Origin of the sequence: Modestobacter sp. VKM Ac-2979, assembly GCF_026967995.1 — a bacterium.
Classification (GTDB): domain Bacteria; phylum Actinomycetota; class Actinomycetes; order Mycobacteriales; family Geodermatophilaceae; genus Modestobacter.
Map to the genome: position 1 here is coordinate 298,970 of NZ_JAPVBO010000001.1, position 12,290 is coordinate 311,259.

The 12,290-nt window shown below is 73.6% G+C and carries 13 protein-coding genes; 7 read left to right on the forward strand and 6 right to left on the reverse strand.

Annotated elements, in window-relative coordinates:
• Positions 1 to 18 precede the first annotated feature (18 nt).
• A complete protein-coding gene (locus O2W15_RS01485; RefSeq protein ID WP_269178096.1) occupies positions 19 to 1,212 on the reverse strand; it encodes an MFS transporter in 1,194 nt (397 codons plus the stop codon).
• A gap of 64 nt (positions 1,213 to 1,276) precedes the next feature.
• On the opposite strand from O2W15_RS01485, the gene O2W15_RS01490 reads away from it, so the two are divergent.
• Positions 1,277 to 2,071: a DeoR/GlpR family DNA-binding transcription regulator gene (locus tag O2W15_RS01490; RefSeq protein ID WP_269178097.1), complete on the forward strand. Its 795-nt coding sequence runs from the start codon at positions 1,277 to 1,279 to the stop codon at positions 2,069 to 2,071.
• A gap of 9 nt (positions 2,072 to 2,080) precedes the next feature.
• Here O2W15_RS01490 and O2W15_RS01495 read toward each other — a convergent pair whose 3' ends face one another.
• On the reverse strand, positions 2,081 to 2,908 hold the full coding sequence (locus O2W15_RS01495) for an SDR family oxidoreductase (protein WP_269178098.1): 828 nt from the start codon (positions 2,906 to 2,908) through the stop codon (positions 2,081 to 2,083).
• A 102-nt stretch (positions 2,909 to 3,010) separates the two neighbouring features.
• Between O2W15_RS01495 and O2W15_RS01500 the strand changes: the two genes are divergently transcribed.
• Positions 3,011 to 3,901, forward strand: coding sequence for a helix-turn-helix domain-containing protein (locus O2W15_RS01500; protein WP_269178099.1), 891 nt, complete (start codon positions 3,011 to 3,013; stop codon positions 3,899 to 3,901).
• A 100-nt stretch (positions 3,902 to 4,001) separates the two neighbouring features.
• Here the strand turns inward: O2W15_RS01500 and O2W15_RS01505 are convergent, their stop codons facing one another.
• Positions 4,002 to 5,204 (reverse strand): HNH endonuclease signature motif containing protein, encoded by a 1,203-nt coding sequence (locus O2W15_RS01505; RefSeq protein WP_269178100.1) that lies wholly within the window; start codon positions 5,202 to 5,204, stop codon positions 4,002 to 4,004.
• A 266-nt stretch (positions 5,205 to 5,470) separates the two neighbouring features.
• Here O2W15_RS01505 and O2W15_RS01510 point away from each other — a divergent pair, with 266 nt between their 5' ends.
• From O2W15_RS01510 to O2W15_RS01520, 3 genes are all read left to right on the forward strand, one after another.
• Complete coding sequence (locus tag O2W15_RS01510; protein WP_269178101.1) at positions 5,471 to 5,878, forward strand: YciI family protein; 408 nt, start codon at positions 5,471 to 5,473, stop codon at positions 5,876 to 5,878.
• Entirely contained in the window at positions 5,875 to 7,023 is a 1,149-nt protein-coding gene (locus O2W15_RS01515) for an RNA polymerase sigma factor (protein WP_269178102.1), read from the forward strand. Before O2W15_RS01510 ends, O2W15_RS01515 begins: the two co-directional genes overlap by 4 nt.
• 71 nt (positions 7,024 to 7,094) lie before the next feature.
• Positions 7,095 to 7,463, forward strand: a complete 369-nt coding sequence (locus O2W15_RS01520; protein ID WP_269178103.1) for a VOC family protein — start codon at positions 7,095 to 7,097, stop codon at positions 7,461 to 7,463.
• On the opposite strand, the gene O2W15_RS01525 is transcribed toward O2W15_RS01520, so the two are convergent.
• Positions 7,435 to 8,241 carry an alpha/beta fold hydrolase gene (locus O2W15_RS01525; RefSeq protein ID WP_269178104.1) on the reverse strand — a complete coding sequence of 269 codons (807 nt, stop codon included), beginning with the start codon at positions 8,239 to 8,241 and terminating at the stop codon, positions 7,435 to 7,437. The two genes, O2W15_RS01520 and O2W15_RS01525, sit on opposite strands and share 29 nt — an antisense overlap.
• Positions 8,242 to 8,285: 44 nt before the next feature.
• Positions 8,286 to 9,089, reverse strand: a complete 804-nt coding sequence (locus tag O2W15_RS01530; protein WP_331253854.1) for a helix-turn-helix transcriptional regulator — start codon at positions 9,087 to 9,089, stop codon at positions 8,286 to 8,288.
• Here O2W15_RS01530 and O2W15_RS01535 point away from each other — a divergent pair.
• On the forward strand, positions 9,058 to 9,798 hold the full coding sequence (locus O2W15_RS01535) for an alpha/beta fold hydrolase (RefSeq protein WP_269178105.1): 741 nt from the start codon (positions 9,058 to 9,060) through the stop codon (positions 9,796 to 9,798). The genes O2W15_RS01530 and O2W15_RS01535 overlap by 32 nt on opposite strands.
• 115 nt (positions 9,799 to 9,913) lie before the next feature.
• On the opposite strand, the gene O2W15_RS01540 is transcribed toward O2W15_RS01535, so the two are convergent.
• Positions 9,914 to 11,302 carry an MFS transporter gene (locus O2W15_RS01540; RefSeq protein ID WP_269178106.1) on the reverse strand — a complete coding sequence of 463 codons (1,389 nt, stop codon included), beginning with the start codon at positions 11,300 to 11,302 and terminating at the stop codon, positions 9,914 to 9,916.
• Between the two features lie 101 nt (positions 11,303 to 11,403).
• Here O2W15_RS01540 and O2W15_RS01545 point away from each other — a divergent pair, with 101 nt between their 5' ends.
• Positions 11,404 to 12,270: a helix-turn-helix domain-containing protein gene (locus O2W15_RS01545; protein ID WP_269178107.1), complete on the forward strand. Its 867-nt coding sequence runs from the start codon at positions 11,404 to 11,406 to the stop codon at positions 12,268 to 12,270.
• Positions 12,271 to 12,290 lie beyond the last annotated feature (20 nt).

Genomic DNA, 12,290 nt, shown 5'->3' on the forward strand with positions numbered 1-12,290 from the left:
GCGAGCCGGCCGGGCCGCTCACACGGTCACCTCGGCGGGGGCCGGCGTCGGGGTGGCGGTGCGCCCGTTCAGTGCCAGCGCACCACCGGCGGCGGCCAGCGCGAGGGCGGCGAGCACCCACGGGATCGTCTTCGTGCCCGCGCTCTGGGCGATCGCACCGATCAGCGGCGAGGTGAGCAGCGGCCCGGCGAGCCCGACCGCGAACACGACGGTCGCACCGCGCCCGCTGGGCACCCGGTCGGCGTGCCAGGCGATGACCGCCGGGAACACCGGGGCGAGGAACAGCCCGGCCAGCGCGTAGGCCGCCACCGCGACCGGGGCGTGCGCGGCCAGGGCCAGCGCCACGGTCGCGCCGGCCAGCGAGCCGACCACGATCCGGCTCGGGTGGTGGCGCAGCGCCAGCGGCGTGGCGAGCAGCCGGCCGACGGTCAGGCCCAGCCAGAAGAGGGCGACCGCCCGGGCCGCCTGGCCGTCGGTGAGGTCGGTGGTCGCCAGCAGGTGGGTGGTCTCCCACCCGGCGACGCCGCCCTCGACCGCGACGTAGCCCAGCAGCACCGCGGCGAGCAGCCCGATGGCGACCGACTCCCCGACCGGGTGCCGGCGGGGCCCAGGGATCACGGCCGCCACCGGCCGCGCGGCGGTGCGCAGCCGGGCGGCGAGTACCGCGAGGGCGACGGCCCCGACCGCGCAGGCCCCGAAGGGTGCGACGAGATCCTCGGGCGCCGAGCCGACGAACACGGGCGTGAGGACGGCGCTGACGCCGAACGCGGCGCTGACCGCCATCAGGACGGCGCCGCTGCCGGCGCCGAACGACCGCGCGAGGGTGAGGTTGAGCAGCAGGTCGACTACGCCGAACCCGATGCCCGCCAGCAGCAGCGCCCCGGCGACCGCTCCTCCGCTGGGCGCCATCGGCACGGCGGCGCAGCCGACGCCGAGGACCAGCGCGCCGCCGGTGAGCAGCGGCGCCAGTGTCAGCCGGAGCCGGAGATACCCGGCGAGGCCCACGCCCAGTGCCGACCCGGCGGAGAAGGCGGCCGGCAGCCACGAGGCCGCGGCCGGGCCGAGCCCGTGCTCGACCCGCAGCCGGGGCAGGGTGGGGCCCAGGACGCTGGCCAGGGCCCCCAGCACGAGGAAGCCGACCACACCGGCGACGGCGAGCGCGACCGGTGACGTGATCCTGATGGTGGACGCTGGCGCTGCCGGTTCTTGCACGTCCCGCAGTGAATCGTGCAGACTTCCGCAGAGTCAAGCAGGAATCAGTAGGCGAGAGGACGGGATGCGTGTGTTCGCCCGGGAGCGCCAGGCACGGATCCTCGACGAGCTGCACCGGCACGGCCGGGTGCAGGTCGGCGAGCTGGCCGAGCTGCTGGGGGTGTCGGAGGACAGCGTCCGCCGCGACCTCCGGGCGCTGTCGACGGCCGGGCACCTGCAGAAGACGCACGGCGGGGCGGTGCTGCTGGACCCGGCGCGGATGGCCTGGGCCGACCGCCAGGACGTCGCCACTGCCGCGAAGGACGCGATCGCCGAGGCCGCCGCGGCCGCGAACCTGGTCCAGCCAGGCGACACCGTCGTCCTGGACGCCGGGTCGACCGTGCTCGCGCTCGCCCGGGCGCTGACCGTGCGCCCGCTGTCGGTGATCACCAACTCCCTGGACATCGCGCTCCTGTTCGAGGCCGACCCGGAGGTCGACCTCACCCTGGCCGGCGGCCAGTGGAGCCGGCACTCGCGGTACTTCAGCGGGTCGGCCACCGCCGCGGCGCTGGCCCGCCACCGGGCCGACTGGGCGTTCCTCGGCGCGTGCGCCCTGGACCCGGAGGCCGGTGCCACCTCGGTCGACGCCGACGATGCCGACGTGAAGGCGGCGATGGCGCAGGTGGCCCGGCGCACCGCGGTACTGGCCGACAGCAGCAAGCACGACACCGTCGCGCCGCACCTGGTGCTGCCGCCGTCCGGCATCGACCTGATCGTCACCGAGGACGAGGCGGCCGCCGTGCGCTGGCGCGACCGCGACGTCCAGGTGCTGCTCGCCCCGCCCACCGAGGACGCCGAGGTCGCGACCGCCGCCTCCTGAGGCCGCCGGTCAGCCGTCGGTGCGCGCGGCGCTGTCCCGCTGCGCCCGCACGTCCGCCAGCCGGCCTTCCAGGGAGGCGCTCATCGCGGCCCACGAGTCGCTGCCGAGCACCAGGCGCAGCGGCGCGGGCTGCTGATCGACGCTGTCGATCATCGCGTCGGCCATCCGCCCCGGGTCGCCGATGACCCCGGGCGGCCCGCCGTCGCGGAATGCCCGCACGGCCGCAGCGGGCGAGACGTCGTAGGCGTCGAGCGGGTCGGCGAAGCGCAGCCCGCCGTGCCCGAAGTCGGTGCGGGCACCTCCGGGCTCGACGATGGTGACGCCGATGCCGAACGGCGCCACCTCGGGGCCCAGCGCCTCGCAGAAGCCCTCGATGCCCCACTTCGAGGCGTTGTACAGCGAGGAGCCCGGCCACGCGGCCTGGCCGGCCATCGACGACAGCTGGAGGACCCGCCCGCCGCCGGCGGCACGCAGGTGCGGGAGCGCGGCGCGGATCAGCTGGATGGAGCCGAGCAGGTTGGTGTCGAGCTGGTGGCGGACCTGGTCGTCGCTGAGCTCCTCGGCGGCGCCGAACAGCCCGTAGCCGGCGTTGCTCACGACGACGTCCAGCCGGCCGAAGTGCGCCTGTGCGGCGTCCACCACCGACCGGATGCGGTCGGTCTCGGTGAGGTCCAGGCGGTGGACGGCGAAGGTGTCGGGGTGGGTGTCGACGAGGTCGGCGACGGCGTCCCGCCGTCGGACGGTGCCGGCGACGCGGTCGCCGCGGGCGAGCAGCCGTTCGGTGAGCTGACGGCCGAAGCCGCTGCTCACCCCGGTGATGAGCCAGGTTCGTGTCATGCGCCCAGCGTCGGGAGGCGGTGCGCCGGCAACCAGGCCCCCGGTGAGGGGGGTGCCGGCAGGGACAGCCACGTGAGTGCCGCGGCGACCTACCGTTCGGGCGTGACGGAGAACCTGATCGGTGAGTACCTGCGTGCCCGGCGCGAGCAGGTGCGCCCCGAGGACGTCGAGATCGCGGTGACCAACCACCGTCGCGTCCCCGGGCTGCGCCGCGACGAGCTGGCGATGCTGGCCGGGGTGAGCACCGAGTACTACACGCGCTTGGAGCAGGGCCGTGACCGGCATCCGTCGGCGCAGGTGCTCGACGCGGTGGCGCGGTCGCTGGGCCTGGACGGCGCGTCGACCGCGCACCTGCACGACCTGGCGGACCCGGCACCCCGCCGCCGTCGCGCGCAGCGGCGTGCCGAGCGGGTGCGACCGAGCGTCACCCAGCTCATCGCGTCGTGGGACCACACGCCCGCCTTCGTGCAGGGCCGCCACCTCGACGTGCTGGCGGCCAACCGGTTGGCCGTGGCGCTGTCGCCGCTGTTCACCCCGGGCACCAACCTGCTGCGGACCGTGCTCCTGGAGCCGGGCAGGTCCGGCTCCCCGGCCGAGCTGGAGGCGACCGCCGTCGACCTGGTCGCCGTGCTGCGGAGCGCAGCCGGCCCGGACGTCGACGATCCGCGACTGGCCGAGCTGGTCGGCGAGCTGTCGGTGCGAAGCGACCTGTTCCGGCGGCTCTGGGCCCGCCACGACGTGCGCCGGCACCCCGGCGGGGGCGTGTACCGGATGCAGCACCCGCAGGTCGGTGACCTGGAGCTGCGCTACGACAAGTTCTCCGTCGCAGACGCCGACGACCAGGTGCTGGTGGTCTACCAGGCAGAGCCGGGTTCCCGGTCGGCCGAGTCACTGGCCCTGCTCTCCACGATCGCCGGGGCTGCTGCGGCCGACCTTCAGGCAGGGCACCGTGGTGGCCAGGCGCTCGACCCGACGACCGCGCACTCCGTGTAGCAGCCGGGACATCGCTCGGTGCTGCCGAGACCCGAGCGGCATGCCGGGACCCGGGCGGCATGCCGGGGCCCGGGCGCGACTGAGCACCGGGCCGGGCAGGTCAGTGCAGGAGCGGTCCGATCAGGATCTCGGTGCCATCGGGTCGCCAGGTACGCCATCGACCACCGGGATCTCGTTCGACCCGGAACCCGTGATGGACCTTGGTGTGGTGCCGTTCGCACAACAACGCTGAGTTCTCCAGCGAGGTCTCGCCGCCGTGCAGCCAGTGGACCAGGTGGTGGACGTCGCACCAGTGGGTCGGGGCCCCACAGCCGGCGAACACGCAGGCCTTGTCCCGCCGCTCGACCGCCTTCCGGAGCCCGGGGGTGACCACCCGGTGGTCCCGGCCGAGATCGAGCGGAACGCCGTCGGGGCCCATGACGATGCGGGAGATGCTGCCGTCACAGGCCAGGTAGCGGGCCCGCGCTGCCGAGATCGTCGCCCCGAAGCCCAGCTCCGCCGCACCCGCGCCGGTGGCCGGATCGACGAGGTCATCGAGATCGACGCCGACCACCACGTGCGGCTTGACGGTGCGCAGGATCGGCAGGCTGCCCGAGGCCAGCTGGTTGTCACACAGCTGGACGAGGGCGTCGGCGTTCTGCTGGGCTCGGGTCCGGTCGTCGCCCTGGGGTCGGTCGGCCTGCACGATCGACTCGATCGCCGCCTGCACCTTCTCCCCACCGACCGCGTCCAGGTCGAACCGACCGGTGACGCTGCCGTCGGCGTGCTTCGCGATCGTGAGCCGGCGACCCTCGGTGGGGTCGGGCTCGGGGCCGTCGGGGTCCAGGGCGTCCTCGAAGGCCTGCACCGCAGCCACCAGCGACTGGTGCGGCGACTCGACCGCCACCTGCGCCCACACCCGATCGAAGGCAGCGAGGTCGATGCCCTGCTCGGCAGCCTGCGCTCGCTCCGACTCCCCCACCGCAGCGGCCACCACGTCCATCTGCGCCGCCGTCACCGCACCTTCAGCGAACCCGGCGGCCAGCGCCGGGAAGTGCTCCAACGCCCGACCCGACCGCAGGATCCGCGACGCCTCGGCCGGGGCCAGCCGCACGTGCCCGATCAGCCACGACCGCATGCTCTTCAACCCGTCGTGCTCCGCGGCCTGTGTGGTCTCGGCGCGCCGGACCGTGCGGGTCAACTCCGCCGAGGCGCGATTGACCAGCTGCACCAGCATCGCCGTCCGGTCCAGCACCTGCCCGTCCGTGAGCGAGTGGAGATCGTCCGACGCGAGGGCATCGAGAGCCGACATCAACTCGCTCACGGCACCTCCCGCAGCATTCGAACGTCTGTACGAATGCTATCGCGAACGCGGATGCCGCTCAACCCGAATTCGCAGGTCAGACGCTTGTCCACAGATGTCCGAGACACCTTGACAAGCCGCGAGAGAGCAGTGCCCAGCTGCCCGATGAGCGGCTGTTGGCACGAGCACCGGCATTGAGCGACGTCCGATGTCGAGAACGCGCGACCGGTTCCGTCTCCCGGGTGTCCGCGGCCACGATGGCCGCACCACCAGCGAGGAGAACCACGATGGCCAAGTACCTGCTGCTCAAGCACTACCGCGGCGCGCCGGCTGCGGTGAACGACGTCCCGATGGACCAGTGGACCCCCGACGAGGTCTCCGCCCACATCCAGTACATGCAGGACTTCGCGGCGAAGCTCGAGGAGACCGGCGAGTTCGTCGACGGCCAGGCGCTGGCCCCCGAGGGGTCGTGGGTCCGGTACGACGGCGAGGGTCGCCCGCCGGTCACCGACGGCCCGTTCGCAGAGACGAAGGACCTCATCGCCGGCTGGATGGTCATCGACGTCGACAGCCACGAGCGCGCCGTCGAGCTGGCCGGCGAGCTGTCGGCGGCGCCGGGAGCGGGCGGCCGGCCGATCCACGAGTGGCTCGAGCTGCGCCCGTTCCTGGGCGCGTCCCCCACCATCACCGAGTGACCCCACCGGTGGACGACGCCCTGATGCGGGGCCTGGTGCCGGGCGTGCTCGGCGTCCTCGTCCGCCGCGGAGCCGACTTCGCGGCGGCCGAGGACGCCGTCCAGGAGGCGCTGCTCGAGGCGGTCCGCAGCTGGCCGGCCGCCCCGCCGCGGGACCCGACGGGCTGGCTTGTCACCGTGGCCTGGCGGCGGTTCCTCGACGCGACCCGGGCGGAGGCCACCCGCCGGCGCCGGGAGGAGACCGTCGCCGACGAGCCGCCGTCCGGGCCGGTGCCCTCGGCGGACGACACGCTGCAGCTGTACTTCCTCTGCGCCCACCCGTCGTTGACGCCCGCGTCGGCGGTGGCGCTCACGCTGCGCGCCGTGGGCGGGCTGACCACGCGGCAGATCGCCGCGGCCTACCTGGTGCCCGAGGCGACGATGGCCCAGCGGATCAGCCGCGCGAAGCGGACTGTCTCCGACGTCCGCTTCAACGAGCCCGGCGACGTCGCCACCGTGCTGCGCGTGCTCTACCTGGTGTTCAACGAGGGCTACTCCGGGGACGTCGACCTGGCTGCGGAGGCGATCCGGTTGACCCGTCAGCTCGCGGCCGCCGTCGACCACCCGGAGGTGGCGGGGCTGCTCGCCCTGATGCTGCTCCACCACGCGCGGCGGGCCGCCCGGACCGCGTCCGACGGCAGCCTGGTGCCACTCGCCGAGCAGGACCGCGACCGGTGGGACACCGCGCTGATCAGAGAGGGCGTCCAGGTGCTGCAGGCCGCCCTGGCCCGGGACCGGCTGGGCGAGTACCAGGCCCAGGCCGCGATCGCGGCGCTGCACGCCGACGCGCGGTCGGCCGCGGAGACCGACTGGGTGCAGATCGTGGAGTGGTACGACGAGCTGGTCGGGCTGACCGGCAGCCCGGTGGTGCGGCTCAACCGCGCGGTCGCCGTCGGTGAGGCGGACGGTCCGCGCGCCGGCCTGGCAGCGCTCGCCTCGGTGGACGCCTCGGTCCCCCGCTTCGCCGCCGTCCAGGCGTACCTGCACGAGAAGGACGGCGACCGGACGAGGGCGGCGCGGCTCTACGCCGAGGCGGCCGCCCTGGCGGGCAACGCAGCCGAGCGCGACCACCTGACGCGCCAGGCGGCCCGGCTCAACTCCCGCTGACGGCCGGGCCGATGACTTCCCCACCATCCCGGAGTCAGTGCTGCGAGGCGACCGACCCCGGAGGAGACCCCATGCCCACGATCCTGCCCATGATCCTCACCGCCGACCCGGAACGCCTGAGGGACTTCTACGTCGGAGTACTGAACGCTCAGGTGGTCGAGCAGACCCCGCCTGAGGACGACGGCGACCCGCCGTTCTTCCTCAGCCTGCGCATCGGTGACTCGGTGCTGGGGCTCGTCCGGGAGGCCGAGCCACCCGCCGGCAACCGAACCCTGCTGGGCATCGGCGTCGACGACGTCGACGCGCTCCTGGACTCGGTCCGCTCGCACGGCGGCGCGGTCACCGGAGGGCCGACGGACATGGCGTGGGGCATGCGGGTGGCCCACGTGACCGACCCGGACGGCAACCCGATCAACCTGCAGTGCCCCGTAAGGGACTGACGTCCGGGCGGGCGCGGTCGATCCACTCGCGGAGCAGTGCGCCGAAGACCTCGGGCCGCTCGTGCACCAGCGCGTGGCCGGCGCCCTCGACGACCGCCAGGGTGGCGTTCGGATGCTGGCCGAGCAGGCCGACCGCGTCCGCACACCCGACCGTGGAGTCGCGGCGGCCGGCGACGATGAGCGTGGGCCCGTCGTAGGTGCCCAGGTCGATCGACCACCCCGCGAAGACCCGCTCCAACGCGGCTTCGTCGACCAGCGTCGTGCCGGGGATGACGTGGTCGCGGTAGCGGCGGGCGGTCGTCCGGGTCCGGACCACGAAGTACTCGTCGAACCCCGCCCGCTGCTCCGGCGCGAGCTCGTCGTGGGCGTCGTCGTCCTGGCGGACCACCTCGTGGTCGGGGACCTGTCCGGTCCGCTCGCCGAGCGGGCACACCAGCGCGAGGCCGCGCACGAGGTCCGGACGGCGGGCCGCCAGACCCCGGGCCAGGTAGGCGCCGTAGGAGTGCCCGAGCAGCAGCACCGGCTCCTCGGCCAGCTGTTCGACGAAGCCGGCGAGCAGCGTGACGACGTCGTCGTTGCTGGTCAGCCCCTCGGCCGTCGAGCGACCCATCCCGGGCAGGTCCGGGTAGACGCGGCGCAGTCCGACGTCCGGGACGACGGCCTCGACCGCCGCCTCGATCTCCCGGTGGTCGACGCCGGCACCGTGCAGCGCCACGAGCGGCGGGCCGGTCCCGTGCTCGACGTGGTGGACCGACACCCCGCCGACCTGGCTGTCCATGCCGGCACGCTAGTCGTCCTGACCGGACACGTTGATCGAACAGATCAGTCGCTGGGGCCGTGTACGGGTCTGGCGTTCGCTGGGGGTGTCCCGACCTCGTCGATCGTGTGGCTGCCGCAGGCGATCGTGGTCGTGCTGGCCTGCTCGATGCGGGACACGGTGAACCACCGCATGGCGTTGCGCAGCCGGCACCAGCCGATCAGGTGCCACTGGCCGTTCGTGGAGGCGAACAACACGGGTTCGACGTCCCGGGTGGTCGTGGTGCCGTCGCTCGAGGTGTAGGGGATCCGGATCACTCGTTGCTCGGCCATCGCCGCTTCCAGCGCTGACGTGACAGCGCGCGATCTGGATGGTGGCGCGTTGACCCAGACGCGGCGTGCCAGTTCGTCGGCCTTCGCTCGGGTCCTGGGGTCGAGGACATCCACGATCTTCTGGACCGCAGCTGAGGCCAGATCGCCGTAGGGGGCGTCGGGTGCAGCGGAGACAGCCGCCAGGAGCGCCACCGCCTGGGCCGGGGAGAGACTGACGGGCGGCAGGGACCCGCCTGTGGTCAGTCCATAGCCACCGCCGGGCCCGGGACGTGACCAGATCGGCGCGCCGCTGTTCTCCAGCGCAGCGAGGTCTCTCTTGACCGTTCGCACGGACACGTCGAACTCGGTCGCCAGCCGCTCGGCGGTGCATCCTCGCGCGCCATTGCGGCGCAGCATCTCGGACAGTGCGTGGAGCCGTTCCGCTCGCTTCACTGTCCGAACTCGGCGGAATTCATGACAGAAATGGTGACATACAGCTGTCCAGACGGCCCAGGAGCATCGGGGCATGGCGACAACGACGAGCAGCCCGACCACCATCCTGATCGCCGGCCACTGGCTGGGCGCCTGGGCATGGGATGAGGTGCTGGAACACCTGACAGCCGACAACTGGCGTGCGATCCCGATGACGCTCCCCGGACTGGACGAGCAGGACCCCGAGCGTTCGTCCAAGACCCTCGACGATCAAGCAGCGGCGATCGAGCAGACCATGGCGCAGGCCGGGGTCTGCGAGGACCAGCCGGCGGTTCTGGTCGCTCACAGTGGGGCCAACGCCCCGGTCAGTCTCGTGCTGGACCGGCACCCTGAGCTCGTCCACCGGGTGGTGTGGGTCGACTCCGGGCCGGTGGTGCCAGGGGGTGTCTTCGCTCCGGACGTGCCGGAAGCACTGCAGGAGCTGCCGCTGCCGCCCTTCGACGTCCTCGGGGAGCAAGCCAGCCTCGAGGGCCTGAGCCCGGAGGTCCTCGAGCGCTTTCGGGCCAGGGCTGTCCCCGAGCCCGGTCCCGTGCTCCGTCAGCCCGTGGAGCTCACGAACGATGCACGCCTGAGTGTCGCGACCACGATCGTGTGCTGCTCGATCCCGAGCGCGCAGCTGCTGGAGCTGGCCCGCGCAGGACACCCCATGTTCGCCGAGGTCGCCAACCTCGAGCAGCTCGACGTCATCGACCTCCCCACCGGGCACTGGCCCATGTGGAGCCGTCCTCGCGACCTCGCGAACGCGATCCACTCTGCAGCTTCCCGGGTCAGCTGAAGCGCGAGCTTCCTCGAAGGGGGTCAGCCGTGCGCGGCTGACCCCCTTCCGTCCCCGACAGGACGCATGCCTCACGCCGATGCCGCCCCACGCCACGCCATCGCCCGGGTACAGGTCACCGGCGAGGCGCCGACCGCCCGCCGAGGCGCGCCGCCACGACCGCCGCGCCGAGCAGGCACAGCCCACCGTTGACCGCGATCGCCGTCGTCACCCCGTCGAGCACCCCGGAGCCACCGAGCACCACCGCGGTGACGACGGCGCTCATCACCGGCGTGCCGAGGGTGATGCCGATCTGCTGGCTCATCGTGGTCAGCCCGGTGGCCAGTCCCTGCTCGGTCTCGGGCAGCCCGGACGTCGCGGTGACCATGAACCCGACGATGACGACGAGGTTGGCGACTCCCCCGACGAAGGTGGCGGCCAGCACCAGCCAGATCGACGCCGCGGCCGCGGAGACGAAGACCAGCGACAGCGTCGCGACGGCCTGGACGACGAAGCCGCCGACGATCGCCGTCCGGTTGCCGAACCGGCCGATCACCCGCGGCCCGAGCAGCCCGCCGGCCACGGTGCCGAGCCCGAGGACGGCGAAGGACAGCCCGGCGCCGAGCGGGCTGTAGCCGAGCACCTCTTGCAGGTACAGGGTGAGCAGGAAGACCAGCGACGTCTCGGTGACGAAGGCGAGCGCCCCGGCGATGTTGCCGATGGCGACGCTGCGCCGGCGGAGCACCGACAGCGGCACGAGCGGGAACGCCGTCCGCCGCTCGACTTGGACGAAGGCAGCCAAGAGCACCAGGGCCGCAGCGAAGGCGAACAGCGTCAGGCCGTCGGTCCAGCCGTGCGACGCGGCGCGGGTCAGCCCGAAGACCAGCGCGAGCAGCCCGAGCGTCACGGTCGCCGCACCGGGCACGTCGAGCCTGGTGCGCTGTTCGGCCGGGCGCTCGGCGAGCACCCGCGGCGCGACGACCAGCACGAGCACGGCGACCGGGACGTTGAGGAAGAAGGCCCACCGCCAGCTGAGCAGGTCGGTCAGCAGCCCGCCGAGGACGGCGCCGGTGGTGAACCCGGCGGCCATCAGCGCACCGTTCAGCCCGAGCGCCCGGTCGCGGGCGGGGCCTTCGGGGAACGTGCCGAGCAGCAGCGCCAGCGCGGCCGGGACGACGATCGCGGTGGCGACGCCCTGGGCGACCCGGGCGGTGAGCAGCACCGCCGGCGTGGTCGCCAGCCCGCCGAGCAGGGAGCCGGCGCCGAGGAGGGCCATGCCGAGCAGGAACATCCGCCGCCGTCCGGCGAGGTCGGCGACCCGGCCCATGAGCAGGGTGAGCCCGGCGGCGCAGAGCGCGAAGGCGGTGGCGATCCACTGCAGGTCGGCGAGGCGGAAGCCGACGTCCGCACCGATCGTGGGCAGGGCGACGTTGAGGATGGAGAAGTCGACGGCGAGGGTGAAGCTCGCGGTGAGCAGCACGGCGAGGGCGGCGCGCTGCCGGGTCGGTGGGGCGAGAGTGGTCACCCCGACGACGCTGCGCTGACACCCGCCCGGCAACCACACCCCCGTCTGCCTGTCACTGGCAGGGACAGGCTGGGTGTTGGAGCCGGCGGCAGGATGAGCCCATGACCGAGCTCGGGGAGTTCCTGCGCGTGCGCCGGGCGGCGTTGCAGCCGGCGGACGTCGGACTGCGCGGCTACGGCGCGCGGCGGGTGCCCGGGCTGCGGCGCGAGGAGCTGGCCATGCTGGCCGGGGTGAGCGCCACGTACTACGCGCGGTTGGAGCAGGGACTCAGCGCCAACGCGTCGGAGGCGGTGCTCGACGCGCTGGCCCGGGCGCTGGAGCTGGACGCCGACGAGCGGGCGCACCTGCGCACCCTGGCCCACGCCCCAACCCGCCGCCGTGCCCGGACGCGCCCGGACGCGATCCGCCCCGGGATGCTGCGGCTGATCGAGTCGATGCCGGACACCCCGGCGGTGGTCCTGGGACGGCGCAGCGAGGTGCTCGGCTGGAACGCGCTCGGGCACCGGCTCGTGGCCGGGCACCTGCCGTTCGACTCACCGCACCGCCCGGCCGAGCGACCGAACATGACCCGGCTGCTGTTCCTCGACGCGCACACCCGCGAGCTGTACAAGCGGTGGGACGACGAGGCGCAGCGGGCGGTGTCGTCGCTGCGGGTGCTCGCCGGAAGGTCGCCGGACGACGAGGAGCTGACCCGGCTGGTGGGCGAGCTGACCGTGCAGAGCGCGGAGTTCGCCCAGCTGTGGGCCCGGCACCCGGTGGCGAACTGTGTGTCCGGCACCAAGCAGCTGAGGCATCCGGAGGTCGGCGAGCTGGAGGTGGCATTCGAGGTGCTCACCCCACCCGACGACGCCGGCCACCGCGTGCTGCTCTACACCGCTGCGCCCGGGACGCCGTCCGCCGCAGCCCTGGACCTGCTCCGCCCCAGCTGGCCGGCACCCCAGGCCGGAGTGCTGCACAACGCTCCATGACTCGATCCCGGGCGCGCGCG

Excerpts from the sequence above, each read along its gene's own strand:
- O2W15_RS01525 (WP_269178104.1), bottom strand. The coding sequence starts at position 8,241 with ATGGACAGCCAGGTCGGCGGGGTGTCGGTCCACCACGTCGAGCACGGG.
- O2W15_RS01530 (WP_331253854.1), bottom strand. The coding sequence starts at position 9,089 with ATGGTGGTCGGGCTGCTCGTCGTTGTCGCCATGCCCCGATGCTCCTGG.
- O2W15_RS01510 (WP_269178101.1), top strand. The coding sequence starts at position 5,471 with ATGGCCAAGTACCTGCTGCTCAAGCACTACCGCGGCGCGCCGGCTGCG.
- O2W15_RS01520 (WP_269178103.1), top strand. The coding sequence starts at position 7,095 with ATGCCCACGATCCTGCCCATGATCCTCACCGCCGACCCGGAACGCCTG.
- O2W15_RS01545 (WP_269178107.1), top strand. The coding sequence starts at position 11,404 with ATGACCGAGCTCGGGGAGTTCCTGCGCGTGCGCCGGGCGGCGTTGCAG.
- O2W15_RS01490 (WP_269178097.1), top strand. The coding sequence starts at position 1,277 with ATGCGTGTGTTCGCCCGGGAGCGCCAGGCACGGATCCTCGACGAGCTG.
- O2W15_RS01535 (WP_269178105.1), top strand. The coding sequence starts at position 9,058 with ATGGCGACAACGACGAGCAGCCCGACCACCATCCTGATCGCCGGCCAC.
- O2W15_RS01495 (WP_269178098.1), bottom strand. The coding sequence starts at position 2,908 with ATGACACGAACCTGGCTCATCACCGGGGTGAGCAGCGGCTTCGGCCGT.